At 58.7% G+C, this 26,015-nt stretch carries 32 protein-coding genes and 1 pseudogene; 17 read left to right on the top strand and 16 right to left on the bottom strand.

From position 1 onward, the window contains the following. Positions 1-144 precede the first annotated feature (144 nt). A complete protein-coding gene (locus V9L13_RS04595; protein ID WP_338801639.1) occupies positions 145-597 on the top strand; it encodes a thiol-disulfide oxidoreductase DCC family protein in 453 nt (150 codons plus the stop codon). Positions 598-605: 8 nt separating this feature from the next. Here V9L13_RS04595 and V9L13_RS04590 read toward each other — a convergent pair whose 3' ends face one another. Both V9L13_RS04590 and V9L13_RS04585 read right to left on the bottom strand, forming a co-directional pair. Then, entirely contained in the window at positions 606-1,097 is a 492-nt protein-coding gene (locus V9L13_RS04590) for a DUF2269 domain-containing protein (RefSeq protein ID WP_338801638.1), read from the bottom strand. Positions 1,098-1,099: 2 nt separating this feature from the next. After that, the gene (locus tag V9L13_RS04585; RefSeq protein ID WP_338801637.1) at positions 1,100-2,215 is read right to left on the bottom strand and encodes a saccharopine dehydrogenase NADP-binding domain-containing protein; all 1,116 of its coding nucleotides are present in this window, start codon (positions 2,213-2,215) and stop codon (positions 1,100-1,102) included. Between the two features lie 136 nt (positions 2,216-2,351). Between V9L13_RS04585 and V9L13_RS04580 the strand changes: the two genes are divergently transcribed. The 5 genes from V9L13_RS04580 to V9L13_RS04560 all read left to right on the top strand — a co-directional run bounded on the left by V9L13_RS04580 (position 2,352) and on the right by V9L13_RS04560 (position 5,966). Continuing rightward, positions 2,352-3,152: an FAD-dependent oxidoreductase gene (locus V9L13_RS04580; protein WP_338801636.1), complete on the top strand. Its 801-nt coding sequence runs from the start codon at positions 2,352-2,354 to the stop codon at positions 3,150-3,152. A gap of 124 nt (positions 3,153-3,276) precedes the next feature. Beyond that, complete coding sequence (locus tag V9L13_RS04575; RefSeq protein WP_003224321.1) at positions 3,277-3,579, top strand: metalloregulator ArsR/SmtB family transcription factor; 303 nt, start codon at positions 3,277-3,279, stop codon at positions 3,577-3,579. A gap of 61 nt (positions 3,580-3,640) precedes the next feature. Next, on the top strand, positions 3,641-4,615 hold the full coding sequence (locus V9L13_RS04570; protein ID WP_338801635.1) for a zinc-dependent alcohol dehydrogenase family protein: 975 nt from the start codon (positions 3,641-3,643) through the stop codon (positions 4,613-4,615). Positions 4,616-4,656: 41 nt separating this feature from the next. Further along, complete coding sequence (locus tag V9L13_RS04565) at positions 4,657-4,986, top strand: antibiotic biosynthesis monooxygenase (RefSeq protein WP_003224317.1); 330 nt, start codon at positions 4,657-4,659, stop codon at positions 4,984-4,986. Positions 4,987-5,225: 239 nt separating this feature from the next. Then, positions 5,226-5,966, top strand: a complete 741-nt coding sequence (locus V9L13_RS04560) for an NAD(P)-dependent oxidoreductase (protein ID WP_003224315.1) — start codon at positions 5,226-5,228, stop codon at positions 5,964-5,966. A 144-nt stretch (positions 5,967-6,110) separates the two neighbouring features. On the opposite strand, the gene V9L13_RS04555 is transcribed toward V9L13_RS04560, so the two are convergent. Beyond that, positions 6,111-6,416: a DUF6506 family protein gene (locus V9L13_RS04555; protein WP_003224312.1), complete on the bottom strand. Its 306-nt coding sequence runs from the start codon at positions 6,414-6,416 to the stop codon at positions 6,111-6,113. Between the two features lie 126 nt (positions 6,417-6,542). Here V9L13_RS04555 and soxR point away from each other — a divergent pair, with 126 nt between their 5' ends. Together soxR and V9L13_RS04545 are read left to right on the top strand one after the other, a co-directional pair. Further along, the gene (gene soxR, locus V9L13_RS04550; protein WP_103486166.1) at positions 6,543-7,019 is read left to right on the top strand and encodes a redox-sensitive transcriptional activator SoxR; all 477 of its coding nucleotides are present in this window, start codon (positions 6,543-6,545) and stop codon (positions 7,017-7,019) included. A 597-nt stretch (positions 7,020-7,616) separates the two neighbouring features. Continuing rightward, entirely contained in the window at positions 7,617-7,979 is a 363-nt protein-coding gene (locus tag V9L13_RS04545) for a DUF6124 family protein (RefSeq protein WP_338801634.1), read from the top strand. A gap of 128 nt (positions 7,980-8,107) precedes the next feature. On the opposite strand, the gene V9L13_RS04540 is transcribed toward V9L13_RS04545, so the two are convergent. Together V9L13_RS04540 and V9L13_RS04535 are read right to left on the bottom strand one after the other, a co-directional pair. Beyond that, on the bottom strand, positions 8,108-8,419 hold the full coding sequence (locus V9L13_RS04540) for a hypothetical protein (RefSeq protein ID WP_338801633.1): 312 nt from the start codon (positions 8,417-8,419) through the stop codon (positions 8,108-8,110). Positions 8,420-8,541: 122 nt separating this feature from the next. Beyond that, on the bottom strand, positions 8,542-9,174 hold the full coding sequence (locus tag V9L13_RS04535; protein WP_103520317.1) for a LysE family translocator: 633 nt from the start codon (positions 9,172-9,174) through the stop codon (positions 8,542-8,544). Between the two features lie 182 nt (positions 9,175-9,356). Between V9L13_RS04535 and V9L13_RS04530 the strand changes: the two genes are divergently transcribed. Next, the gene (locus V9L13_RS04530; protein WP_338801632.1) at positions 9,357-9,875 is read left to right on the top strand and encodes a DUF1993 domain-containing protein; all 519 of its coding nucleotides are present in this window, start codon (positions 9,357-9,359) and stop codon (positions 9,873-9,875) included. A gap of 19 nt (positions 9,876-9,894) precedes the next feature. Here V9L13_RS04530 and V9L13_RS04525 read toward each other — a convergent pair whose 3' ends face one another. Continuing rightward, positions 9,895-10,329 carry a GFA family protein gene (locus V9L13_RS04525; RefSeq protein ID WP_338801631.1) on the bottom strand — a complete coding sequence of 145 codons (435 nt, stop codon included), beginning with the start codon at positions 10,327-10,329 and terminating at the stop codon, positions 9,895-9,897. Positions 10,330-10,495: 166 nt separating this feature from the next. Next, positions 10,496-10,789: a hypothetical protein gene (locus V9L13_RS04520; protein WP_003224302.1), complete on the bottom strand. Its 294-nt coding sequence runs from the start codon at positions 10,787-10,789 to the stop codon at positions 10,496-10,498. Between the two features lie 325 nt (positions 10,790-11,114). On the opposite strand from V9L13_RS04520, the gene V9L13_RS04515 reads away from it, so the two are divergent. Then, the gene (locus tag V9L13_RS04515) at positions 11,115-11,675 is read left to right on the top strand and encodes a fasciclin domain-containing protein (RefSeq protein ID WP_003224301.1); all 561 of its coding nucleotides are present in this window, start codon (positions 11,115-11,117) and stop codon (positions 11,673-11,675) included. 65 nt (positions 11,676-11,740) lie between these two features. Here V9L13_RS04515 and V9L13_RS04510 read toward each other — a convergent pair whose 3' ends face one another. The 3 genes from V9L13_RS04510 to V9L13_RS04500 form a co-directional block, all read right to left on the bottom strand. Then, positions 11,741-12,973: an NADH:flavin oxidoreductase/NADH oxidase family protein gene (locus V9L13_RS04510; protein ID WP_338801630.1), complete on the bottom strand. Its 1,233-nt coding sequence runs from the start codon at positions 12,971-12,973 to the stop codon at positions 11,741-11,743. Positions 12,974-13,057: 84 nt separating this feature from the next. Further along, the gene (locus tag V9L13_RS04505) at positions 13,058-13,501 is read right to left on the bottom strand and encodes a MerR family transcriptional regulator (protein WP_338801629.1); all 444 of its coding nucleotides are present in this window, start codon (positions 13,499-13,501) and stop codon (positions 13,058-13,060) included. A 73-nt stretch (positions 13,502-13,574) separates the two neighbouring features. Beyond that, positions 13,575-14,270, bottom strand: a complete 696-nt coding sequence (locus V9L13_RS04500; protein WP_338801628.1) for a tRNA (adenine(22)-N(1))-methyltransferase TrmK — start codon at positions 14,268-14,270, stop codon at positions 13,575-13,577. 223 nt (positions 14,271-14,493) lie between these two features. Here V9L13_RS04500 and V9L13_RS04495 point away from each other — a divergent pair, with 223 nt between their 5' ends. Continuing rightward, positions 14,494-15,525, top strand: a complete 1,032-nt coding sequence (locus V9L13_RS04495) for an alpha/beta fold hydrolase (protein WP_338801627.1) — start codon at positions 14,494-14,496, stop codon at positions 15,523-15,525. A 114-nt stretch (positions 15,526-15,639) separates the two neighbouring features. Then, positions 15,640-15,804, top strand: a complete 165-nt coding sequence (locus tag V9L13_RS04490; RefSeq protein ID WP_003224289.1) for a DUF2986 domain-containing protein — start codon at positions 15,640-15,642, stop codon at positions 15,802-15,804. Here V9L13_RS04490 and V9L13_RS04485 read toward each other — a convergent pair. Beyond that, on the bottom strand, positions 15,799-16,395 hold the full coding sequence (locus tag V9L13_RS04485; RefSeq protein WP_338801626.1) for a DJ-1/PfpI family protein: 597 nt from the start codon (positions 16,393-16,395) through the stop codon (positions 15,799-15,801). The genes V9L13_RS04490 and V9L13_RS04485 overlap by 6 nt on opposite strands. Positions 16,396-16,563: 168 nt before the next feature. Between V9L13_RS04485 and V9L13_RS04480 the strand changes: the two are divergent. From V9L13_RS04480 to V9L13_RS04470, 3 genes and pseudogenes are all read left to right on the top strand, one after another. After that, positions 16,564-16,656 (top strand): annotated as a pseudogene (locus V9L13_RS04480) (hypothetical protein); the annotation flags it as partial. Between the two features lie 294 nt (positions 16,657-16,950). After that, positions 16,951-17,127 (top strand): GNAT family N-acetyltransferase, encoded by a 177-nt coding sequence (locus V9L13_RS04475; RefSeq protein WP_338801625.1) that lies wholly within the window; start codon positions 16,951-16,953, stop codon positions 17,125-17,127. 69 nt (positions 17,128-17,196) lie between these two features. Continuing rightward, complete coding sequence (locus tag V9L13_RS04470) at positions 17,197-18,033, top strand: PhzF family phenazine biosynthesis protein (protein ID WP_338801624.1); 837 nt, start codon at positions 17,197-17,199, stop codon at positions 18,031-18,033. A gap of 66 nt (positions 18,034-18,099) precedes the next feature. Here the strand turns inward: V9L13_RS04470 and V9L13_RS04465 are convergent, their stop codons facing one another. The 5 genes from V9L13_RS04465 to V9L13_RS04445 all read right to left on the bottom strand — a co-directional run bounded on the left by V9L13_RS04465 (position 18,100) and on the right by V9L13_RS04445 (position 22,035). Further along, the gene (locus tag V9L13_RS04465; protein ID WP_003224278.1) at positions 18,100-18,678 is read right to left on the bottom strand and encodes a DUF4337 domain-containing protein; all 579 of its coding nucleotides are present in this window, start codon (positions 18,676-18,678) and stop codon (positions 18,100-18,102) included. Positions 18,679-18,717: 39 nt separating this feature from the next. Continuing rightward, entirely contained in the window at positions 18,718-20,064 is a 1,347-nt protein-coding gene (locus V9L13_RS04460; protein ID WP_338801623.1) for an ATP-binding protein, read from the bottom strand. After that, complete coding sequence (locus tag V9L13_RS04455) at positions 20,040-20,705, bottom strand: response regulator (protein ID WP_098968331.1); 666 nt, start codon at positions 20,703-20,705, stop codon at positions 20,040-20,042. The genes V9L13_RS04460 and V9L13_RS04455 overlap by 25 nt, the downstream gene beginning before the upstream one ends. A 98-nt stretch (positions 20,706-20,803) precedes the next feature. Further along, positions 20,804-21,241, bottom strand: coding sequence for a hypothetical protein (locus tag V9L13_RS04450; RefSeq protein ID WP_338801622.1), 438 nt, complete (start codon positions 21,239-21,241; stop codon positions 20,804-20,806). A gap of 29 nt (positions 21,242-21,270) precedes the next feature. After that, positions 21,271-22,035, bottom strand: coding sequence for a hypothetical protein (locus V9L13_RS04445; protein WP_338801621.1), 765 nt, complete (start codon positions 22,033-22,035; stop codon positions 21,271-21,273). A 194-nt stretch (positions 22,036-22,229) separates the two neighbouring features. Between V9L13_RS04445 and V9L13_RS04440 the strand changes: the two genes are divergently transcribed. Together V9L13_RS04440 and V9L13_RS04435 are read left to right on the top strand one after the other, a co-directional pair. Continuing rightward, positions 22,230-24,608, top strand: coding sequence for a DUF3772 domain-containing protein (locus tag V9L13_RS04440; RefSeq protein ID WP_338801620.1), 2,379 nt, complete (start codon positions 22,230-22,232; stop codon positions 24,606-24,608). 223 nt (positions 24,609-24,831) lie between these two features. After that, a complete protein-coding gene (locus tag V9L13_RS04435) occupies positions 24,832-26,013 on the top strand; it encodes an MFS transporter (RefSeq protein WP_338801619.1) in 1,182 nt (393 codons plus the stop codon). Positions 26,014-26,015: the final 2 nt, after the last annotated feature.

The raw sequence follows: 26,015 nt of genomic DNA, 5'->3' as shown, positions 1-26,015 counted from the left end.
AATTTCAGTTTTCTGTCGAGTCCCTGAAAAAGCCTGCTTATATATAGACGCAGTGTCGGCGAATGCGCAGCATGTTGCCCAACAACTCCTCTTGCCTAAGGATGATGCCTCGCAATGACTGACCCACTTCTTAGATCATCCCCCATGCCTGGATCCCGAATTCGCCCTTCCCCTGCCCCCCTGCTCAATCCAGGCGAAACCGTGGTTCTGTTCGACGGCGTCTGCAAGCTGTGCAACGGCTGGGCGCGCTTTCTGATTCGCCACGACAACCGGCACCGGATACGCCTGGCGGCGGTGCAATCGCCGGAAGGTCAGGCATTGCTGGCATGGGCCGGTCTGCCGGTGGATCAGTTCGACACCATGGCGGTGATTCGCGACCAACATTACTGGGTGCGCTCGGAGGCATTCTTCGAAGTCGTCGCGCAATTGCCTGCCCGCTGGTGGCCGGTCAGACCTCTGCGAATTTTCCCGCGAGCACTCAGGGATTGGGCCTACGACCGAGTGGCACTGAACCGCTACCGGATCTTCGGCAAGTACGACACCTGCCTGTTGCCCAATCCCGATCACGAACGCCGCTTTCTCAAATCGCCAATGTGAATGCCCCGCTACAACATCAGTTGCAGCCACTGCCCCGGCGTCATCTTCGTCACCATCATCAAGACAATCACGAACATACCGAGAAAACCGCAAACGCCCATCCAGAACCACTGGCGATAAACGGCCCGGTACTCGTCCGCCAGACGAGTACCACGCTCGACCGCACTTACCGCCATCCGCTGCAGGCGCTTCTGCAGCACCAGCACTGGCAGCCAAAGCGAGCCCACTATAAAGAAGAGGATCAGCGACATCAGCACCCAATCCGCGGTCAAGGGCAACCCGGTGAGCCTTGTCAGCCAATAACCTGTCGCAACCTGGATAAAACCGGCCGGCGTAGTGATCCAGGCGTCGTAGCGCACCACCATTCGCGCCACATGCGCAATCACCTGCGGATTGGCCGTGCGACTGGCGGCGATCAGGTACAGATAGGAACCCATGCCGAAACCGAACAGGAAAATCGCGGCAATGACATGCACGTACTTCAGGCCCAGATAGAGCATGCTCAGGGCTGCCCATCAGAAAAGTGCACCGCCAGGCTCAGGTTCTGCGGATCGTTGATCGCGGCCATGTATTCGTCGACGTTGATCTCGCCAACGCAAGGACGGGCACCCGGTTCGGGCAAGTAACCTCGGGCGATCTTCACGGCCAGGGCGACTGCGGCACAGCTTGGGATCTCCGGCCCCTTGTCATTCAGCGCGGTCAATTGCGCCGTCATCGACAACGGCTGGTCATTCAGGTCGACACCCTGCACATCTATATACATCGCACTTTTGCCATCGCCGAAACGTTCGAACCACGTCCCCCAGCGATGCAACCGGGCGGCCCACGCCATGTGGTCACGCACCAGCCCCTTCCTCATCGCCAGAGCAAACAGATAATTGGCCACGCCGCCGAGCTTCAGACCAGCCCCGGCCTTGAAGCTCAACGTGTGCGCACCAAACCGGCTGGCGAAAATATCCATGTCCGGGACATCAACATTGGCCAACGCACGCGTACCAAGATTTTGCAGCTTGCGCAGAGTCAGATCCTCCCACCCCATCACCTCATGTACACGACCATTTCTGAGCTGGCGAATCGGTTTGCCCGCATACGCGAGCACACCCTCGATCGTCGACAACCCCGGCATCTTCGCTGACGAGGAAATACCGTGTTCGATGGAGTCGATGCGTTTGAACCGATAGCGCTGCTCATCGATGATCGCCGACGACAGCGTCGGCACCGAACTGCAGCCACTGAGGAGGGCGACACCCGCCTGCCGGGCTCGGGCATCGAGCACGCCGATGCCATTGACGAATGTCCGGCAATCCGCCAGATCGCAATAGTTGACGCCCGCCTCGATGCAGCTCTCGGCCACCGCATAGGATTGCCCCTGAAACGGGCCGCCGGTGTGAATCACCCACTGAATGTTCATCGCGCGCAGAGCCGGGACGAACCCGGCACCCATGGCATCGCCGCACCAGCTCTCGCAGGTCGCGCCCAGCTCAGCGACTTTACGCGCCAGCTTCTGAGGATCGCGCCCCGAGATCGCCAGTTCGATGCCCGGCGTGTCGATCAGATGCCGACAAACGATACTGCCAAAGTTTCCATACCCGCCAACCACCAACACCCTGAGTACCATCAACGCTTCCCTGAACAATTCAACTACTGACCCATAACCGGGTTCGGCGCAGCTTCCCTTATATCTCTGGGCCAGGCAAGTCTGCGCCCATGAGCCGCGATGTAGTAACGTCAGCGCATCGACAACGGAGGTTGATATGAGCAAACGAATCATCGTCATCGGCGCGGGAATCGTCGGCGCGTCACTGGCGTATCACCTCGCCGCGAAAGGTGCAAAAGTGGTTGTGATCGAGGCCGGTGAAATCGCGTCCGGTGCAACGGGCCGCTCCTTCGCCTGGATCAACACTTCGCACGGCGGTCCGGACTCCGTTGCGCCGCTGCGCGCAGCGGCCATCGCAGAATACCGCCGACTCGAATCCGAACTGCCGGGACTGAAGGTGCGCTGGACCGGTGCGCTGTCTTACGGCGATGGCTGGTTTCAGGCTCCTTCTGTATGTAGCGCGCAGATTCTCGACCTTGAACCCAATCTCAAACATCCTCCAGAACGCGCGTTCCTTGCCGCCGAAGAAGGCGCGCTGGATGCCGTGCAGGCAACGCACGTCTTGATCGCCGGTGCCCAAGACCATGGCGCGACGGTTCTCACACAAACTCCTGTGCTTGGCTTCCAGATTTTGAACGGTCTGGTCACCGGCGTGATCACTGCGGCAAATGAGCTCGATGCCGACATTGTCGTGCTGGCTGCAGGAACCGCGACCCCGCAGTTGGCAGCATGCGTTCTGCCCTCTTCACGTGCCTACGCGCACTCAATCATAACGTCAACGTCAAGCGCGGGCCCACTTCAAGCCATCCTGCGTTTAAAGATTTTTTGCCTGGTGTTTAACAGACACCCTGCGTTGCATTCTGAAGGCTACAACGCCTTACGCCGTTGCCTACGACTACGCCAGAGTCCGTCGGCTTGTGCGCCTGGAGGGCTGTCGGTAACTTGGGGCGGTCACTGATTCGCAGTGATCAAATGTAGTAGCCGTGGTGTTTTTCAGATGTGAGGTAAATCATAACCTTGCCTATTTCTTCCTATTTTGGCGCTCGTATTGACATATCGATAAATCTCGATATCCTCAGCTCATGGAATTACTCGAAATATTCAAAGCCCTCTCCAACCCTACTCGCCTTGAAATCTTGAAAGGCCTGAAGGACCCCGTTAAGAACTTCCCTCCGCAGGATGAAGGAGACGTTCTCACGGTGGGGGTCTGCGTAAGTAGTATTCAGGAAGGCATCGGGCTGTCGCAGTCAACGGTGTCTGGTTATCTTGCAACGCTGCAACGAGTGGGCTTGGTCGAGGTCAAGCGCATCGGTCAATGGACTTACTACAAACGCAATGAAGCCACTATCAGTGCGCTTGCCGAGATCATAGGGACAGATCTCTAATTTTTTATCGCACAATATCGAGATATCTCGATATTCCTTTTTATCGATACAAGGATTCACAATGAAAGCATTGATGCTTAAATCATTTGGCGGCCCGGAATCGTTCGAACTCTGCGACGTGCCCAAGCCAGTGCCGGGTGCGGGACAAGTCCTGGTGCGGGTACACGCAACCTCCATCAACCCCTTGGATTATCAGGTTCGACGTGGCGACTATTCCGACCTAGTGCAACTGCCGGCCATTACCGGACACGACGTCTCGGGGGTTGTCGAAGAAGTCGGGCCGGGGGTGACATCCTTCGCTCCGGGAGACAATGTCTGGTACACCCCGCAGATATTTGAAGGGCCAGGCAGTTATGCCGAATACCACGTTGCGGCCGAAAGCATTATCGGGAAGAAGCCGCCATCGCTGAGCCATCTCGAAGCAGCAAGTCTGACCCTGGTTGGCGGTACGGTGTGGGAAGCACTGACCGGGCGTGCAGCGCTCAGAGTGGGAGAAAGCATCCTGATCCACGGCGGCGCGGGAGGCGTAGGTCATATCGCGATCCAGGTGGCTAAGGCCATTGGAGCGCGGGTCTTCACGACCGTGCGCGAAGCGAACTTCGAGTTTGCACGAGGCATGGGGGCTGATGTGGTCATCGACTATGAAAAGGAGGATTACGTCGACGTCATCAATCGGGAAACGGATGGCCGCGGAGTTGATGTGGTGTTCGACACCATTGGCGGCAATACGTTGGCGCGAAGCCCCGACGTGCTCGCTCAACTCGGCCGCGTGGTCTCGATTGTGGACATTGCCCAGCCGCAGAACCTCGTTCAGGCCTGGGGCAAGAACGCGAGTTATCACTTCGTTTTCACCAGACAGAACCGGGGCAAACTTGATGAGCTGAGCGCATTGGTAGAGCGGGGTCAGCTACGGCCACACGTTGGCGCTGTCTATTCGCTCGCCGACATGGCGCTCGCCCACGCCCGGCTGGAAAGCCCCAACAACGGCATTCAAGGAAAAATCGCGATTGCAGTCGAGCCATCGCTCATTTCGTAAGTGCTTACTTTTAACCGTTCGAGTTATATGAGAGGAACTCCATGATTTATGAAATCGCTCTGCTCCCCGTCCACAAAGAACGCATTGAAAATTTCAGAAGTGCATTTGCCGAGGTCGCTCCCCTGCTTACCCGTGCAAAGGGTTACGGCGGCCACTTGCTGGCGAAAGGGATTGAAAGCCCCGAGCGGTTCAACCTGATAGTGCGCTGGGCTTCACTGGAAGATCACACGCCAGGCTTCGAAGAGAGTGAAGACCATCGGATATTCATGATGGGCCTGGAGGAATATTTTTCGGAAGAACCGAGGGTCTACCACATTGAAGGGGCTGCTTTTTCTGCTGGCGAACAGGTAGTTGCCGATATCGTAGACTAGAGCGACTGACTGCTTTTGGCCAACTGGCTTCTGTCGTGAGCGCCTGCTATGGGTCGAAAGCGATCATTCTCCAGCGTCCGCTTTTGGCCGGAAGCGGCCCATCAACTTACTTGCTGCCTGTGATTGCTGCTTCTTGTCTGCCAGTATTTGGCATTTAAGCGTTTCACTCTTCATGGAAGTTGTGAATCGGTCACAAGGCTGAAAGGCTAGAGTGTCGTTTACCATAAGGACATACGGAAATGAGCAAGCAAAAAATTTTGGTTACCGGGGCTGCTGGCCATATCGGCAGAGCTTTTTGGATCGCGCGAGACGATAAATCAGATCTGCGCCTGGCCGATATAGACGTTTCAAAACTTCCTGACTCGGTCCAACGTTTCTCTCTCGACATCAGGGATCAAGCCAGTTGCCTTGAAGCCTGCGAAGGCATAGACACAGTGATTCATCTCGCTGCTGATCCGAACGCAGACGCTGAATTCACGTCTTCACTGCTGCCTGTAAATATTGTCGGCACCTACAACATGCTGTTTGCCGCAAAAACTCAAGGCTGCAAACGCTTCATATTTGCGAGCAGTGCGCAGGCGATTGAAGGTTATCCAAAGGATGTCCAGGTACATGAATGGATGGCCCCCAGACCCGGGAACCTTTACGGGGTCAGCAAGGCGTTTGGCGAGGCACTGGCTTCGATGTATGCCAACGATGGGCAAATGACAACAATCGCAGTCCGTATTGCAAACGTAGCCGAATTTCACCCTGGGGAAACCCACAGCCCTCGGGACGTAGCTGCATTTATCAGCTATCGGGATGTCGTCGCGTTGCTTGGGCGTTGCGTTGAGGCCGATCTGATCGGATTCCACATTGTCCATGGGGTTTCAGATAACCGCTACAAACGCCTTTCGATTGATAGGACCAGAAAAGCCGTTGGGTACGCGCCCCTCGACGACGCCTTTGAGATTCTGGAAGGACAGGCTCGAGCTGATTGATTGCAGGTGCCCTTGAGTTCCCCGGAGCACAAGCGATGTAGCTTTGCTGAAGTAACGGTGGGTGTCTTTATGCAAGATTAAAAATCGATCAGACAGACTGATTTCGAGCAAGAAAACAGTCCCCACCGTGATTTCAGTTCACAACTATTTTTCTTCAGCAAAGATTTCAACAAGCCTGGCAACCGATGCTCCGCCCGAAAAACCCACGTTGCCGACGGGAATGGTTCCTCCCGTCGCTTCAATGATTTTCCCGACCCAGACAGGCTCGAAGCCACCGCACAGTTCTATGAACTGAACGCCATCCTTGACCAAATCTACGGCAACTTGAACAGCGTCATGTTGCTCGGGTACAGCGACGATCGTATTACGCCGACCCGCGCGGTCGATGACGAATCGATCGGTTTCGGGGTTGGTTTCCGGTGCTTCAAAAATAAATGCCCAACTGACCATCTAACTAATCTCCATGCTGAGTAAGTCACAGAGAAACCGCCAGGCGGGTGACCACTTGTCTGAAGTTGTTTTTTTCTCTGCGCTGATTACACTCTAAAACCTCAAGAATGCTTGAGGTCAACAGCCGTGCAGGAAAGAATTACTGACCATCAAAACCTGAGCGTGGGCCAGGTCGCAAAACGAAGCGGTCTCTCTGTCTCCACGCTTCATTTTTATGAGTCGAAAGGCTTGTTGGCGTCTCAGCGCACAGCCGGCAATCATAGGGTTTATGCGCGCGGCACGCTTCGCCGGATCGCGATCATTCGAATCGCGCAAGCCAGCGGGATTTCGCTGGCGGAAATCAAGACTGCCCTTGAACCCATCCCCCATGACCGGAAGGCTTCTGCCAAGGAATGGGAGACGGTGTCGAAAGACTGGGCATCCTCCCTGAAGCGCCGCATCGAACAACTGACAAAGCTGTCGACCAGTCTGGAGGGCTGCATTGGCTGCGGTTGTCTGACCATGGGTGAATGCCCGCTACTCAATCCACAGGATTCGCTGGGCGAAAAGAATTCGGGTGCCGTGATATTTGATCAGGAACTTGAGAAAAGGCTGAATACGTAATCAGCCCTTTGTGTTCCCAGAGTGAAAAGCGAAGAAGTCAGACCGTGCCAAACCTCATAACTCAATGAATGAAAGGGGAATTCAAGTGTGAGGCGCCGCTTCTGGCGTGGCGACCGCGTTTTCAACTAAAGCGCGGTGGATGGCTGGCAATGCGTTCTGGCCTCCCCTTCTTCACGTGCCTGTACGCACTCAATCACAACGTCAGCGTCATGCGCGGGCCGACTTCACACCATCCTGCGTTTAACGGTTTTACCTGGCGTTTAATAGACACCCCGCGTTACGTCCTGAAGGCTACAACGCCTTGCGCCGTTGCCTACGACTACGCCAGAATCCGCCGGCTTGTGCGCCTGGAGAGCCATCGGTAACTTGGGTCGATCACTGATTCGCAGTGATCGGGTTTAGTAGCCCGTGGTAAATGAAAGCGCATGCGCGTCCGTCAGTCAGGTATTTTCCTACCTGCACTTGATGGCGGCTGTGTGTAGGGCGCCCTCGGGCGCGCCGGCTTTCTTCTTTTCCCCGGTCTACTAACCTGCGCACAGCTGCCACCCCCTGTTTAGTAGCTCGGAGTGGCCGCCAACAAACAGGAAAAAGAAGAACATGGTCAAAGTAACGCCAAACCCGCCAGACATCGATCCGGCCTCCCCCTACGAATCTCTCGATTCAAAGAAACTCCACGAAGCCGCCGAACGCGCCCTCGACCACTACCTCAGCCCTTCCGCCGCGATCATGGCAACCCCTTACCAAACCAGCAGCATGTTTCTCGTCAATCCCGACACCGACACCGAATCCCTTCTCGCCAACGCCTGCGAATCACTCGCCTCGGCGACGGTGATGCTCGGGGATGTGGCTGCACTGGTGGAAGGACCGATGCGCAAAACGCTGTTGGGGATTGCGCAGGTGGTGATGCTTGGGGAGCTAGCGGTGAATCGGGCGCTAGATAGGGTTGAGTTGGTGAAGTAGGTGACTGCTCCGTGGCGGGACATTTTCGTCACGGACATTTACGAACGGCGGATTTCGGCCAGAAGCGGACGTTCGCACCCGACCGCTGACGGCCAGAAGCTGCCTCCCAGAAAGCTATCGCTGAGTGGTCACTCGTCAAACAAGGTCCAGCCATGGCAAATGCCGGCAAAGTCTTTTGCCGTAAAAAATAATGTCAGTTCCTTTGGGTCAAATTCTTTGTAAAGCCAATGCCCAGAAATCGGTCCTCTCGTTATCACGTATTCCAAGCGGTATTTTTGAACAGTTCCAAAACTGAAGGAACGTGAATTCAACTCAAACCTGTCACCTCTGTTGAGCGCCCATAGCTTTTCAACAAGGCAGTCATCAAGCACCACCTCTCCCGCTACCTCAACGAGATACTTTGAATGAAGTTTCTGTTGAAGCCTAACGCTTCTGGCCATACATCAACCTACCTATGAGCAGTCCGAGCATCGGCGCAATAATACTGGAACATGATGATGACCGCTTTGGGTTGAAAAAAGTTAGCCTTGGACGTCCGCTTCAGGCCGAAAGCAGCCCCACCCTACCGCCCGGAAAACAATGCCAACCGACAAGCCAAGCCAAAAAACACCGCCCCCAACACCTGATTCAACCGCCGCGCGATCCGCGCATTACTCGCCAGCTTGTTCCCAACCTTGCTGGCCAAAACAATCACCGCCCCATTCACCAGCAATCCGATCACATTCAGGATTGTCGCAAACACCAACATCTGCAGCACCAGCGAGCCTTTCCCCGGATCAATGAACTGCGGAAACAACGCCAGCACAAACAGCGCCATTTTCGGATTGAGCAGATTGGTCACCAATCCTTGGCGGAAGATACGCAACAACGGGGTGGCTGGCAGGGTTTCGTTGGTGGCCAAGGGTGATACATCGCTGGTGAAGGCTTTCCACGCCAGGAATGCCAGGTACGCGGCGCCGGCGAAGCGGATGATGTCGTAGGCGGCGGGCACGGTGGCGACCAGTTGCGACAGCCCGAGGGCGGCTGCCAGTGCGTGGCAGTAGGTGCCAGCCTGAATGCCGGCGAGGGAGACGAAGCCCGAGGCGCGGCCCTGGCTCAGGCTTCGAGAGGCGATCAGCAGCATGTCCGGGCCGGGGGTCAGGGCTAGCGCAAAACAGGCGCCGGCGAACAGGAGTGCTACGGAAAGATCGATCATGGGGGGCCTCGGTTTTTTTATTGTCTGGGTCGCCTTGCGGGCAAGTCGAAGCAGTTTACCGAACGGTAAATCCCGTGGGGAGGCTCATTCGCAAAGTGCGATGTCGCGGTTATTTTAGATAGCGAATCGACTACCCTTCGCCACTGAGGTTTCACCTTTGAATGACTACACAGGGAATAACCATGTCGATCCATGCAGTGACCCTTCCTCGTTTCGCCCAGATGTTGCGCTCGCTGGCGGCCATCCTGTCCAAGAGCGAGGCTTATGCCCTTGAGCGCGGCTACGACGCGCAAGTTCTGCTCGACGCACGTCTGGCGCCGGACATGCACAACCTCGCCACGCAGGTTCAATACACTTGCACTCAGGCTCAGGACGCCGTGCAGCGGCTGACACAACAACCGCTGACCAAGCTCACACCGCCTGAGAATATGGCGGCGGCCAAGGCCTTGATCGACAGCACACTGGAGATGCTGGCGGCGGCAGATCCGGCGCAGATCGATGCAAGCGCGGACAAGAACATCGCCCTTGAACTGCAAAACGGCATCGCCTTCGATTTGACCGGCCGCGAATACGCCGTGGACTGGGCGATGCCGCAGTTCTACTTTCACCTGATCACCGCGTACAACATCCTGCGCCACAATGGCGTGCCGCTGGGCAAGGCGGATTATGTGCAGCACATGTTTGCTTATCTGCGGAAGTGATTGCAGGTCAGGCTTCGGGTCAATCAGGGTTGACCCGGAGCTCTTGCAGAAGAAATTCCAGTGACTCCACTGCACCGTGATGACTCCGCGCCGAGCGCTGCGTATCCCACGACATCGCATCGTCCACGCAGAAATCACCCACGCATTCCACGTTCAGATCCTCATCGAGCAGTCCGAGCGGAATCCACACGTAAGGCGATTCGCGAAGTGGATTCGGCACGGTCGAGCCGCATTGTGCGCAGAAGTCGTTCCTGTAGCCGCTGGGTTTGACCCAACTGCTGATCGCGTCCTGCCCTGCCTCCCAGCAAAAATCCCGAGCGTTGACCAGCGTGGCGAGGTTGAACCCGACACCGGTTTGCTTACGGCACAGAGAGCAATGGCAGCGATAGAAAAAGCGCGGTTCCACGGTTAGGGAAAAGCGTACTGCGGCGCAAAGACACTGCCCTGTTGTCATGGGGATCTCCTTGGAAAAACAATTGATCAGACGCTGGCATCAGGTTTAGAAACAAGCGCGCCGGCAGAACCTCCGGTTACTCACAGAATGTATTGCGCCACGCGTTGACAGCGATTTGAATGGAACAGTCTATCGATATGGCGATTCTTCCCTTTGCGCTCATAGCCTAACTCAGCTTTTCGACCAAAACCGTGTTCGCCTCAATAGTCATATCGCCAAAGTCGCCCTCTAGAGATAGAACGTTTTCAACAAAGCTGACCCCTTCCAGCTCTCCGAGAACGCGAGAATTTTGAATGTGCAGAGCACCGAGTCTGATGGTCAACTCGGCGCCATCGACATTCCACGCCGTCAGTTTGCATCGACAGCCGTCATTCAGGCTGACGACCATTTCGAAACAGCGATGCGCCTGATCCAACGTGAACGATAAAACGTCGCTACTTTCGAGCGTTTGTACATCCATACTGAGTTTCTTATGTTCAAAAGCGCATTCTAACTCTCTGCTAGCGCCCGGCCATGACTCAGATAAAAAAAGAACCGAGGACGCCCCCCCCCCGCGCATTCCAGGCAGCCTGGAACGCTTACGACATGGCGGCTTGGCGCATCCGAGCACTGGAGAATGTGACCCTGACCAATCCGCGCACAGGTGAAGCCATCCTGCGCAACCAGCCGTATTCCTTATATGTGCACCGCAAAAAATTTTCCGCTCTGCTCTGCATCCGTTTCACTCCCTGCTCCGTACATTCAACACCCTCATTCGAAGGGTCGAAGAATCAAGGAGACGCACCATGCACATGCTCATCAAACGCCTTGCTGTCGCTTGCTTCACCCTGCTCTGCCTCGGCGCCGGATCCAGCTTTGCCGCCGATACCGTGATGGTTGGCGGCGCGGCCATGTATCCGACCAAGACCATCGTCGAAAACGCAGTCAACTCCAAGGATCACACGACACTGGTCGCTGCGGTCAAGGCCGCCGGGCTGGTGGATACGCTCAACAGCAAGGGACCGTTCACCGTCTTCGCCCCCACCAACGAAGCCTTCGCAAAACTGCCCGCCGGCACAGTCGATACATTGGTCAAGCCTGAACACAAGGCGGACCTGACCAAGATCCTGACTTACCACGTCGTCGCCGGCACTCACACGGCCAAACAGCTGATGGACGACGCCAAAATGCACGGCGGCAAAGTGATGCTGAAAACCGTCCAGGGCGAATCGCTGACCGTAATGCTGCACGACGGCAAGCTATGGGTGCAGGACGCCAAGGGCGGCAAAGCTGCCGTTACCATCGCTGACGTCATGCAATCCAATGGCGTGATTCACGTGGTCGATACGGTGCTGATGCCGAATTGACTGGCTGACTTGGCGGGAACTCATCAAAGAGTCCCGCTAAAGTCACGATTGAAAGAACTACCGACTCACGCCGAACGTTTTTCCACCCAGCGCCGATATTGCCGGGTGCGAAACGCCATGGCGATCTGCTGCAAAATCAGCGCCCGCAACGGTGACACGCTCGGATCAGGCTTTTGCGCCCGACTGAGTTTACCCAGCTGAAACTTCACCACCGCCATGTTCGCCAGCGCGGCGATGACCTTGTTTTTCCAGGTGATCGGCGGCAATTGCGGGGCGTTGTCCTTACCCTGCTGCCAGTCGCGCGGCAGGTGCGGATCGATAGCCAACGCGGTACCGATGCCGACCATGTCCACCCCACTCTGCACGACGCTTTCGGCAACTGGACGACGGCGGATGCCGCCGGTGACCATCACCGGCATTTTCGCAACGGTCTGAATATCCCGAGCAAATTCGACGAAATAGGCCTCGCGAGCCAAGGTTCGACCATCGCGCGCTTCACCCTGCATGGCCGGGACTTCGTAGCTGCCGCCGGACAGTTCCACCAGATCCACGCCCAGACCGTTGAGCAGTTCAACGACCTTTTTCGCATCGTCAGAGGTGAATCCGCCGCGCTGGAAATCGGCGGAATTAAGTTTCACCGCTACGGCAAACTCTGCAGAAACCACCGCCCTGACTGCCTTGACGACCTCGACCAACAACCGCGCGCGGTTCTCCAGTGAGCCACCCCACTCGTCCGTCCTTTGATTGGTCAGTGGCGAGAGAAACTGGCTCAACAGATAGCCGTGGGCGGCGTGGATTTCCACGCCAGTGAAGCCGGCCTGTTCACCCAGGCGTGCGGTGTGCGCAAAGCGCTGGATGACGTCTTTGATCACACTGGCGGTCATGGCGTGGGGCGTGGCGAAACGCTTGGACAGTTTGCCCAGCTCCAGCGCCACGGCGGATGGCGCCCAGGTTTTCTGCCCGAGGTTGGACTGCATCTGGCGCCCCGGATGATTGATCTGCAACCAGAACTGCGCACCGGCAGAACGGCCAATCCGCGCCCAGCGCTTGAACTTGTCGAGTTGCTGATCATCCTGCAACACCACGCCCCCCGGTCCGGTCATGGCGCGGCCGTCGACCATCACGTTGCCGGTGATGATCAGCCCGGCACCACCGTCGGCCCATGCCTGATACAGACGCATCAGTTCGGCGGAGGGCGCCTGGTCGGCGTCCGCCATGTTTTCTTCCATGGCGGCTTTGGCGATGCGGTTCTTGATGGTCGAACCGTTGGGTAAGGTCAGGGGGTCGAACACATTCATGGGGCAGTCCTCAACTGGAGATGAGGCCACCATAAGATTGAAGGCAACTTTAAGGTCAATAGCCTTTTTTAGCTGATTCGCGCTTCAAAGCGCCACATCGCGACGCTCTGCTGCGCTCACCACACCTTGTTCGCGCAGACGATTTATCAGCATTTGCGCATTGTCCGCACACGCCACGCCCATGGGCTTGTCTTCAATGCCCTGGATGACGAGCTGAAGTTGCGCTTTGTTCTGCGCCAGGCGTTGCTGCAGAACATCGATTTCTTCAACCTTTTGCTTGAGGCCATTGAGCAACTGCTCGTGCTGCCAGCCACTCGCGTTCATCGGCATCAACTGACGGATTTCCTCCAGGGAGAAACCCGCCGCCTGCGCACCAGTGATGATCTGCAATACCCATTGGGTGTCGGGAGCGTAATCGCGATAGCCGTTGGCTTTGCGCGCGACCGAAGTGATCAACCCGCTCGCCTCGTAAAAACGGATACGCGACGGCGCCAGCCCGCTGATTTTCGCCAGTTCACCGATTCTCATGTCCGACTCCGCAAGAACGTTAACCTTGAAGCTGACTTTAAACCTGAAGGGGTGCAACAGCCAACACGGCAGATCAAGCCAACAGCTCAGTAATCCACTGCACCTGTCGCGCAACCTCTTCCAGCTTCTCCTCGGGCACAGCCTGACGCGCCTGTTTGAAGCTGTTCAGGGTTTTCTGTTTCTGCCTTAACGAACGCTGCCATTTGGCGAGGAATGCCGGGCTGCGCGCCTGCATCTGCAACGGGCCGAAGTACAACTGTTCGGCGCTGTAGCTCAGCGGGCCGCTGCGCTCGGCGACGATGATTTCGTAGAAGAAGCGGTTTTCCTGCAGCACTTCCTCGTCGAGGATGCGGTAGCCGTTGTCCATCAGCCATTGGCGCAGGGGTTGTTCGCCGCCGTTGGGTTGCAGGATCAGCCGTTCGTGCCCGCTCATGCGCGCCTTGCCGCTGTCGAGGATGTCGCGAATCGTCTCGCCGCCCATGCCGCAGAGGCTGATCGCGGTAATCCCGTCGGACGGCTCGATCGCCGCCAGACCGCTGGCCAGACGCACGCTGATGTGCTGCTGAAGATCGTTGTCGCGCACCGTGCGCACCGCGGCATGGAACGGCGTCAACGCCACTTCACCGGCCACCGCCGCAACGATGGCGCCACGGCGCATCAGGGCCACCGGCAGATAGCCGTGATCCGAGCCGATATCCGCCAACCGCGCGCCGTCCGGTACATGCGCCGCCACCCGCTCCAGACGCATGGACAATGTGTGTTCGTTCAACTGCCGCCCTCTTCCCCAGCCATCGCCGGCGCTGCTGGCCGGACAAGGGGCGCGACTGTAGCGGGCAATGGTGGGTATTTCAAATCCGGGCAAGCGCGGTCTTGTTCGGATTCGGCCTGTTACAGCACGGGCGAGACATCCGCTATCTTCTTTGCAACCGGTCTACTAACCTGCCCGCAGCCGTACCTCAAAACAACAAATGCACTCATGGAAGACATCAACCTTGAAAACAGCTCTCGGCGCCCTCCTTCTGATTGGCCTCTCCACCAGCGCACTCGCGGATTCCCACCCCATCGGCTTCCACAGCACAACCCTGCCAGACCCGCAGCGGCCGCTGGAAATGGTTGTCTGGTACCCGGCGACGACCCATGCAACCGCGCAAGTGATCGACGACAGTCCGGTGTTCGTCAGTGCCTCTGCCGTGCGCGATGCGCCGCCGACTGCCGGCGAGCACCCGCTGGTGGTGCTTTCCCATGGTTATCGGGGCAACTGGAGCAACCAGATGTGGCTGGCCAGTGCCTTGGCGGATCAAGGTTACATCGTCGCGGCGGTCAACCATCCCGGCAGCACCACCCATGATCGCAGTCCGCAAGCAGCGGCGCAGTTGTGGCAGCGGCCAGTTGATCTGCGGCGGGTCATCGAAGCCGTTGTGGCGCAGCCGGGAAAATTTGGCGCAGTGGCGCCGCAGCGGATTGCCGTCGTCGGTCATTCGCTCGGTGGCTGGACGGCTCTGGAGATCGCCGGTGCACGCTTCGACCCCGAGCGCTTTGCCGAGGACTGCAAAGCCCATGCGCAGCTCGCCAGTTGCAACGTCTACAAAAAGATGAACCCCGCCAGCACAGCGCAAGCCAAAGCCGACCTCGCTGCCGACCGGCGCTACGAACAGGTCAGCGCCATCGTTTCGCTGGACCTGGGCCTGTCACGCGGCATGACCGACGCAAGCCTCGCGGCGCTCCCCGTACCGGCACTGGTGATTGCCGCCGGCGCACCTTCCGAAGATCTTCCGGCGCAACTGGAGTCCGCCGATCTGGCCAAACGCTTGCCAGCGGCCACCACGCGTTATGTCGAGATCAACGACGCCACCCACTTCAGCTTCACGTCGATCTGCAAACCGGGCGCGATCGAGATGCTCGAGGAAGACGCACCGGGCGATGGCGTCATTTGCCAGGATCGCGACAATGCGCGACCGCGTGAAGTGATCCAGCAGCAGGTGGTGGCGCTGATCAGCGATTTTCTGGCGACGTCGAAGCCATGATCCGGGCAGCCGTTTGATCCTGCATCGCTGCAAGCGACTCGCCAAATCGCTCCGAGCCGGTTTTAATGCGCGCTTGATGGGCATATGCCCGGCTCCCCTTCACCGAGTAGAAACATGAACCGCCAAAAGAAACTGCAGCAGTTGTTCAAGGAAAAGGCCAAAAAAGCCAGCGCCAAACTGGCGCCGAAAAAGCCCAAGTACATCAGCAAGGCTGACCGCGCGAAGATGGCGGCTGAAGCGGCGGCAGAACCGGTTGAGACCGGCGAAAACACTTTATAAAAACGCTGAAATATTGCTCATTGCCCGCGTGACGTAGAGTTCTTTCTCGCCAACCGGTGCCACATAGTGAAGCGCGCTGCGTGCGGCCTCTACACCGGCAAGGCGGGCAATGAACCAGGCCGCCAGGTACTGCGAAGACAAGCACCCGCCCGCGGTGGCGACATTGCCATTGGCCACGAACGGCTGGTTGAGCACGGCAACGCCAGCCTCTTCCACCCAGGGTTTGGTGATCAGATCCGTACAGGCCGGTACCTCGCTGAGCAGGCCGAGCTTCGCCAGAATCAACGTGCCGGAGCACTGGGCACCCAACAATTGGCGAGCCGGATCAAGCTGCAGACGCGACATCAATTCGGCATTCGCCACCACGTCCCGGGTCATCCGCCCGCTTCCCACCAATACCGCGTCCGCGTCGCACGCCTCCTCCAATGACGCCTGTGCCTCAATCAACAGGCCATTCATCGAGCGCACCTTGTCCGTGGGACTGGCGACAGACACGCGCCAACCGGGCTGTTGGACCCGGTTGAGAATACTGAACGCGATCAGCGAATCCAGCTCGTTGAAACCTTCAAAGGTCAGGATGGCGATGTGCATGATGAGCCTCGAGCTTGATGGACGATGCTGCATCGTAAGAGCAGAGAATCACGACAATCAAAAAATTGTCATGGCTACATTTTCAGCTGTAGCCGAGGGGCGCTGTAGCTTTCAGCCCACGCCTGTAGGACAGTTACGTGCATCGAATGATGAAAAGGCCAGTACCCCATGAAGCCGCTGGACCTGACGCGTTTCGACCTCAATCTTCTGGTGGTGCTTGAAGCGCTTTGGGCGGAAAGGCACGTCGGTCGTGCGGCGCAGGTGCCGACGCTGATCCTGAAGCCCGAGGAAGACAAGCTGATCGGCAAAGAGGCTGCAGGGATTCTGCTGAAGGGCATAAAAGGCGCGCAGGAAGTCGTCATGCCGAGAACCGGGCATATGTTCAGATTCTCGCATCCGGCGGCGTATTCGCTGGAGGTCAGGAAGTTTCTGCAGCGGGTCGAGCTTTGAGTGTATTTGGGGCCGTCAGATGCTGCGCGGCATATCGATCCGAATTGCCGTTTATTGTTGCAGCCACTAGCCTCACCAAGCCAAAAGCACAAATCAGAGACCAGCATGACCGTACGCCCCGCCACGGATAGTGACCAGGTAATCCTCCAAAGCAAGGGCGTCGGCTCGCGCATTCTAAAGAAGCTCCAGCTGCAAGCCGCTGCCCGCCAGGTGCCCTTGCAATTGGGCGCTTTTCGCACAAATACTTTGGCGCAGAAGCTCTATGAGAAATCGGGCATCTGACAACAGCGGCCGTGATTCGAATCCATCCGTGAAAAAGATCTTCCCTGATTCAACCTATAAGGACATTCAATGCCACGCGCTCTGCAATTCGAACAAGTCGATGTATTCGCCGATCAACCCTACGAAGGCAATGCACTGGCAGTGGTGGTGAATGCCGATGAGCTGACAACCGAGCAGATGCAAGCGTTTGCCCGCTGGACGCAACTCAGTGAGACCACGTTTCTGCTGAAGCCCGAAACGCCGGGAGCGCATTACCGCGTACGCATTTTTACCCCGCTGCGAGAACTGCCCTTCGCTGGCCACCCCACCCTGGGCAGCTGCAAAGTGTGGCTAGCCCACAACGACAACCCTGAGCATGTCGAGATTATTCAGGAATGCTCGACCGGTTTGATTCGGATACGCAAGCAGGGCCCGCAACTGGCTTTCTCCGCGCCACCGCTGGTGCGCAGCGGACCGCTGGAGGCAGTGACACTACGCCTGATCGAACAAGGGCTTGGCCTCGCCGCCGGGCAGATCCGCGCGAGCCAATGGGTAGACAACGGCCCGGGTTGGGCGGGCGTGTTGCTGGCGAGTCGCGAAGAAGTGCTGGCGATCAAGCCTGATTACGCGGCGCTGCAGGGGCTGAATGTCGGCGTTATTGCGCCGTGGGCAGGGGCCGAAGCTGAAACGGACGTGGAGGTCAGAGCCTTCATCGGCGAGGAATGCACCGAGGACGCCGTCACTGGCAGCCTCAATGCAAGCCTGGCTCAGTGGCTGATCGGCGCGGGCATCCTCAGCGAGCGCTACACCGTCAGCCAGGGCACCACCCTGGGCCGCCGCGGCCGACTGCACATCGAAAGCGTTGACGGCACCGTCTGGGTGGGCGGAGCCGTTCAGCACTGTATTTCCGGCCGGGTGGTTTTTTGATGAAGCATGGAATCCGGGGCGATTAATCCCGCGATAACCGCTACCCCGTGCCGGAGTCCAAGGCGCTCAAATGTGCAGCCAGGCCAGCGATCCCAGCATGACGCCGACACCGGCGGCGCCAAACGAGACGCGCCTCAGCCATTCCTTGCGCGTCAGCAAGGTAATGGCTGCCAGTGAAATGGCGATTTGAATCGCCGTCATGGCCTGGGCCCAGCGGTGATGCTGGTGCAGCACCTGCTCAGATTTTTCCTCCCACTCGCGCGCCTGTTGCTCAAGTACTTCGGCTTTCTTGCGCGCCTCCTCTTTCTGCTCCCCGTAGCGTCGCGCCTCGGCAGCATAGTGGGCGGAATCCAGCCCCGGCAGATGGCTGGCCAGATCCGACAGGTTCTGCCGGCTGGACTTGGCCTGGTAGTAGTTCCATTCGTTGGCGGCTTCGGTCTTCTGGATAGCGGCGTTGTTTTTGTCCATGGCCGCTTCACTTTCCGTCGAGCCGGCCTGATAACTCATCAGGGCGCCGACGGTCGCCATGATCGCCGTCATCACCGCAATCTTGCTGGCAAAGCGATCGCCCTGTGCATGGGCATGATGGGTGGTGTGCTCGATATGTTGCTCGTGGGGGCTAGGGACTTCGAACTCTTCAGGCATGGCTGTCGAACTTGGATGGATGATTGGAGATGGGCGGCATTATGAGGACAACCACAGCGAAACACGCAAGCCACGCTGCGCCACTTCATCGACAAAACTCAACCCCACCCGAACCCCCGTGCGTTCGGCGATCGCCCTGACAATCGACAGCCCCAACCCGGACCCGGCCTCCCCGGTGCCCAGGCTGCGGTAAAACGGATCGAACACCAACGCCTGTTCTGCGGCGCGAATGCCCGGCCCCGAGTCCTTGATTTCGATGAGTGCGCCCTGCTCCGTCCGTTCGACGCTGAGGTCGACTCGTCCGCCCGCCGGGGTATAGCGGATGGCGTTATCCACCAGGTTCTTGATCAGGATGAACAGGTCCAGTTCGTTGATGACGACCTGCACGTCCTCAACGCTGTCAACGCCGATATCGATGGCTTTGTTCTCTGCCAGTGGCAGCAAGTCTTCCAGCACTCGGCGAAACACTGCATGCACCGACACGGCGGCCTCGGCGCGTTGCGCGATTGATTGCGCGGCGGCCAGAGCGAGCAATTGCTCGATCAGCTTGCGACTGCGCTCGATCCCCTGAACCAATGGCAAAAAGTTCTGCCGAGAGTCGGCCGACAGGGGCGTAGCGGCCAATCGCTCAGCCTGCAGGGACAACGCCGTCATCGGCGAGCGCAGTTCATGGGCGGCATCGGCGATAAACCGTCGTTGCGTTTCCATGGCCTGCGCCACACGTTTGAGCAATCGATTGATCGCCACAACGAAAGGCCGGATCTCGCTCGGCAGGTGCTGCTCATCGATCGGATGCAGCGCCTGCTGGTCACGCTGATCGATTTCCGCCGAGAGCGTCGCGATGGGCCGGAACAGCTTGCGCACCAGATCCCCCACCACCAACAGCAGCACCGGAAACAGAATCAGAAATGGCAGCAGACTGCGCCAGGCGCTTTCCCGCGCCTCCTTGTCGCGCACGTCGGCTTCCTGCGCGACCGCAATGCGTTCGCCTGCCGAGGTGGTTCTGACCAGCACACGATAGTTTTCACCGGCGATATTCAGCGTCGCCAGACCATCGGCCAGGGTCAGGGGAAAGGGCAACGGGATGCTCGCGTCATCAGTGCCGACGGCTTTGCTGCTGTCGGCCAGATATTGCACGGTGATCCGCGAGTCTTCGTCATCACCAACGACCTGCCCGGCAGCGGGATAACCCAGGGTCATGTGCTGCCGATCGAACAGCAGCGCCACCTGACGCAGGCTTTCGTCCTGCATTTCGTGCGCTTCGTCGAGTGCCGAGATAAACGCGAATGCACCGGCGAGCAAGGCGACGAGGAGAATCGCCAGTGACAGCGCGATGGATAGCCGTGACTGTACCGAGTCGCTCAAACGCCTTTTGAAACCATCCATCCCATCCCCCTGACATTCCTGATGACATGGTTGCCCAGTTTGCGCCGCAGCGAATGGATCAAAAACTCTACCGCGTTGCTTTCCACTTCGTTGCCCCAGCCGTAAATCCGGTCCTCAAGTTCGCTGCGCGAGAGAATCGCACCCGGGCGGATCAACAGTGCCTGCAACAGCGCAAACTCGCGGCTGGAAAGCTGCACATCGGCGACTTGCGCGGTGGAGGCCTGTTTCGAAATCAGGTTCAACGACACCTCGCCGTTATCCAGCAACGACTGCGCGTTACCGCCGCGACGGCGCAATACCGCGCGCATGCGTGCCAGCAACTCAGCCATGGCGAACGGTTTGAGCAGGAAGTCATCCGCGCCGCCATCGAGGCCGCGCAGCCGGTCATCGAGGCCATCGCGGGCGGTGATAATCAGCAGCGGCACGGGGTTGTTGCGCGCGCGAATGGCATCCAGCACATCGAGCCCGTCCTTGCCGGGCAGGCCGAGGTCGAGCAACACCAGATCGTAGGTCTGGGTGTCCAGCGCCGCCAGCGCGGTGAGGCCGTTTTTCACCCAGTCGGTGGCGTAGCTGGCCTCCTTGAGCGCCGCCTCGATGGCCTCGCCAATCATCAGGTCATCTTCGACCAGCAGAATTCGCATGCAGCGCTCCGACAGAAAAAGGCGCGACGGTCACTGCCATCGCGCCTGTATTGAAGCACTTGAACCGACGTTTGTCCGCCGCCGGTTCAGCGCTGCGATCACTGCTTGCCATTCACCGAATCGAAAGCCTTGAGCAGGTCGTCCATGGCCGCCTTGCAGTCAGCCTGCTTCGGCGAGCTGGCGCGCAGGGCATCCAGCGCGCGGTCAATGGCCTTGTCCAGCACATGCCAGTCAGCAGCGGCACGTGGCTTGATGCCGGCTTCGGCGGAGTCCCAGGAGGTCTCCAGATCCTTGATCCGGGTCCTGGCGCCGGGCAGGTCATTTTTCTCGACCAGCGCGCTGACGTCGGTGGCGATGTTGCGGAACTCGCTCAGGTCACCCAGCTTCGAGCCCGATTGCGGCGGCGCGCTCAAGGAGCTGGTCGGCGTAGCGGCAGCGGGTTTGTCAGCGGGTTTCGAGCAGCCGGCGAGGCTGCCGAGCAGTACCAGAGACGAGATGATCGCGACGTGGCGAAAAGCGGTTTTGAAGGCGTGCATGTTGATTCCTTGAGGGAGTATCCAAACGTTTATTGAGTGAGGGTTTTGCGATTGCCAAGGCTGATCTGTGCGACCGCGACCAGCAGCACGATGACGCTGAGGAAGATTGCACTGGTCCAGGCAGCGCCCATGCCCAGGCCACCGTAGGTCTTGGCCTGAGTCAGCAAGTCACCGAGAGAGGCGCCGAACGGACGAGTCAGGATGTAGGCGATCCAGAAGGTCAGCACCACTTTGGCTCCCATCCGCCAGGCCAGCAGCGTCGCCGCAATCAGCGCGCCGAATATCACCGCACCGACGGTGAAGCCCAGCCCCAGCGCTTCCGTTGCCAAGTCCCCGGCGGCAGTGCCCAGGGCGAAGGTGCACAACACCGTGGACCAGTAAAAAAGCTCGCGCCGCGGTGTGTTGATTTCGCGGATCGACAGGTTGTCCTCCACCGTAAACCAGATCAGGAAATTCACGGCCAGCAACACCGAGAACACCGCGGTGCTGACGTACAGGCTGATGTCGAGCATGTCGGTCATGATGTCGGTGATCTGCGTGCCGACGATGCTCACCAGCACCACGGTCAACCAGTAGATCCAGGGCGTATACGCGGTTTTACGCATTTGAAAGAACAGCGCGCACCCGAGTAACAGCGCCATGCCGATGCTGGTCCAGCCAGCGCCGAAACCGGCATCCACCGCAAGGAAGTCGGCGCCGGTTTCCCCCACGGTCGTCGAGAGAATCTTGATCACCCAGAAGGCCAGTGTCACTTCGGGGACTTTATTAAGCCATCCGGCTTTAGCGGGATTCATGTGTGGATCGCCTCTCCTGTCCAGCGCCGAACTTGCGCTGAGGGGAAGATACGAGCCAATACTTAGCTGAGACTGAGGGTGTACACGACGCGACCGATTCACCGGCCCGCCCTGCTCCCCGGAAATTTTCCGCCGTGCCCGGTTCGATCACCTAACCTCATAGATTGTGTGATCAACGAGAACCGGCCCCTCTCATGCGCAACACATTGAAGTCATTGTTTTTTGTCGCGCTGACCGTGCTTGTTCCGGGCGGTTCGGCGCTGTGGGCGGCGGATTTACCGGCGCCCACAGCGACCACTGCGGCACCGCTGGTGGAAGTCTCACAAAGTGATCTGCAAGCCCTGCAAATGCGCCTCGACGGGCTGAAGCAGCAGATTTCCGCCGCCAACAACTACAACCAGCTCGAAGGCCCGCAAGACCGGGTACAGACGTTCATTCTGGACATTGATCGGTTATCGGCGGCGTTGTTGCCGCAGCAAGCTCAATTGACGGTGCAACTGGGGGTGCTCGGCGCAGCGCCGGATACGCAGATCGCCGCCGAACAAGCGGAAATCGCCGCACAACGGGCGATGCTCAGCGAACAGAAAAACAAGGTCGACGCCACGCTCAAAAGCCTTGCCGCGCTCAAACAAAGCGCGGCTGATCTGATCACGCAAATCGCCGGCATCCGCCGCACGCTGCTTGAAAGCGAATTGACCCTGCGCACCGACAGCATACTGAGCCCGGACTTCTGGTCGCCATTGGTGTCGCCAGAGCCGGATGACCGTCAGCGCCTGAATTTTTTCATCAATCAGGTGAACCTCACCTGGGCCACGGTCTGGGCGCCCGGCCAGCGGTTTTTCACCTGTGTGCTGGTGCTGCTGGCGCTGGCTTTCTGGACGCTCGGCCGCCGACTCGCCGAGCGCGGCCTGACCTGGCTGTGCATCCACCGCATGCCGGAGGGGCGCCTGCGCCGCAGCGCGCTGGCGTTCGCTTCGGCGCTGGCGACCCTTGGCACCACGGCCATCGCCCTGCACCTGCTGTTTTACGCCTGCACCCGCCACGAACCGCTGACGCCGGTGCTGCAGACTTTTTCCGAGGAATTCGAAAAAGCAGTCTATGCCTGCGTCCTGATCACCGCGTTGAGCCGCGCACTGCTGTCGACCAAACATCCCTCGTGGCGGCTGCCGGCGATTGCCGACCCGGTGGCGCTGGCCCTGAGACCCTATCCAAGGATTCTCGCGGCCATCCTCCTAGTGTTGGTGACGCTGGTGCAGGTCAGCAATGCCACCGGTATGAGCAGCCAGATCGTGATCGCTCAACGTGGGGTGATTGCCATCGTGGTGATCGTGATTCTGGTGCCGCTGCTGTTGCGCGTCGGCAGAGTGCGCAAGGCGTTGATCAGCGCCAATGAACCGGAGGCCGGCAGCACATTTGCCGGGGCGATCTACAGCATCGCCACGGTGTGCATGTGCGTGTCGGCGCTGGCTCTGCTCACCGGCTATGTGTCGCTGGCTCGTTTCGTCACCTATGAATTGGTCTGGGCCTATATCGTGTTGGCCGGGTTCTATTTGCTGGTGCAGGTGGTCAAGGACGCCTGCGAATATCTGTTCTCGCCACGCTACTCGGCCGGCAAGACCATCAAGCAGACCCTGGGCTTGGGCGACCGGCGGCTGGAGCAGATTTCGATTGTGCTGTCCGGTGCCAGCCGCGCCGGGCTGCTGTTGCTGGCGGTGATTACCCTCTTCGTCGGCGGCATCGGCACCACGTTTGGGCAGTTGACCAGCAATGTCCTCGGCATCCTTGGCGGCGCCGGGTTGCGCAAGCTGAACATCGTCCCCGCGCATTTGATCAATGCGGTGCTGGCACTGCTGATCGGCATCTACCTGATCCGCGCCCTGCGCCGCTGGCTCGACAACGAATTCCTGCCCAAGACCGACATGGACCCGGGCATGTGCGCGTCGCTGAGTACGCTGTTTTCCAACATCGGTTATGCCACGGTCATCCTCCTGACGCTGTCGTCGCTGGGCGTGCGCTGGACCAATCTGGCGTGGATCGTCAGTGCGCTGTCGGTGGGGATCGGCTTCGGCCTGCAGGAGATCGTCAAGAACTTCGTTTCCGGGCTGATCCTGCTCACCGAGCGCCCGGTGAAGGTCGGCGACCTGATCAGCATCAGCGGCGTCGAAGGCGACATCCGCCGAATCAATGTGCGCGCCACGGAAATCCAACTCAGCGACCGCTCCATCGTCATCGTGCCCAACTCGCAACTGATCTCGCAGAACCTGCGCAACGTCACCCTCGGCGGCAGCGCCCAAGGGGTGGCAAGCCTGGAGCTGATGTTCCCGCTGGACATCGACCCCGAACAGGTCAAGGAACTGCTGCTGAACACCTACCGCGAAAACGAAAACATCCTCGACAAACCGGCGTCGTACGTGCGCTTCAGCAAACTCTCGCCGGATGGCATCACCTTGACGGTAACAGGCTACGTCGGCAGCCCGCGGATAGTTGGCGGGACCAAGAGTGATCTGTTGTTCGAGATACTCAAGCGGTTGGGGGATGCGGGGATTGCGTTGGCGAAACCGTCAGCGACGTAATCCTCCTTGCAAGAGTTGCGGCACGCTGCGATCTGTCGATCTTGAATCCAAACATCAAAAGATCACAGCCTCGTTGCAATCGACTGAGCCTGCAGGCTTTTGTGCCGCATATGGATTCTGGCAAGGTATGAATTTATTTATGCCAGTACGCGAAATCGCCAATTTCACTTATGCGTCACCAATCCCTAGCCTCTCGCCAAATTCCTTCTTGAGCGAGGCTCCCATGCCCTTTGTCATCTACATCTTTACCCTCAGCGCCTTTGCCTTGGGTCTGGCCGAATTCGTTCCGATCGGCCTCACCGACGTCATGGCTCGCAGTCTCGGCGTCGACGTCGAGGCGACCGGGGCAACCATCACTGCGTATGCCTTGGGCGCCACTTTCTCAGCACCGGTCTTCAGTGCATTGACCGCAAGTTGGTCGCGCAAGAACGTAATGCTGGTGACCGCTCTGGTATTCACCGTCGGCAGTCTCGCCGCGGCGTTTGCAACCTCGCTGACCTTGATGCTGGTAGCGCGATTCATCGCCGGCATGGGACATGGCCTGTTCCTGGCGGTGGCTTCAAGCACCGCGGCGCGTCTGGCCGGGCCGGGTCGCGCAGGGAGCGCAGTGGCAGTGGTGTTTGGCGGGTTTACCCTGGCGATGGCGATTGGCGTGCCTGTCAGCACCTATCTGGGTGGCGTAATGTCGTGGCGCGTGGTGCTGGCGGCGATTGCCGTGTTCGGAGCGATAGGTTTCTTCGGTTTGCTGTTCGGCATGCGCGATCCGCTACCGACTGCTTCCGACGGCAGCTCGGCGTTACACAGCCTTAAAGCGCTGCTCAACGGCAAGTTGCTGGCCGGCGCCTTGGTCACTGTGCTCGGCTACGCCGGTTCGTTCGTCGCCTACACCTACATCGCGCCAATGCTGACTGAAGTCACTCATACCACGGCCGCCACTGTCGGCGTGTTCATGTTGTTGTACGGCGCGATGGCAGCCATCGGCAATGTACTGGGCGGCAAACTGACCGATGCCTGGGGAGTGGATCGCGCCAGCGCCACATTGATTGCCGGGATCGTAGGGGTGACAGCGGGCATGTGGGGCTTTTCCGGTTCGCCGTGGATGATGGGCTTGCTCGTCGGCTTGTTGGGGATGTTCAGCTTTGCTGCAGTGCCGGCCTTGCAGGCCCGGCTGCTGGGAATCGCCGAACGACATGCGCCGCACGCACATGGCGTTGCGGCCGGGCTGAACATTGCCGGGTTCAACTCGGGGATCGCGCTGGGTTCGGTGCTAGGTGGCGTGACGATCAGCCAGGTGGGCCTCAGTCATGTCGGGCTGACAGGTGCGGCAGTCTCGGCGCTGGGGCTGCTTCTGGTGTTAAGTCAAATGTTCGCTACGCCGCGCTATCGCACGGCTGATAATCTGTAAGC

Source organism: Pseudomonas sp. RSB 5.4 (assembly GCF_037126175.1).
Lineage (GTDB): Bacteria > Pseudomonadota > Gammaproteobacteria > Pseudomonadales > Pseudomonadaceae > Aquipseudomonas > Aquipseudomonas fluorescens_H.
This window is presented reverse-complemented; position numbering and strand designations above follow the sequence as displayed.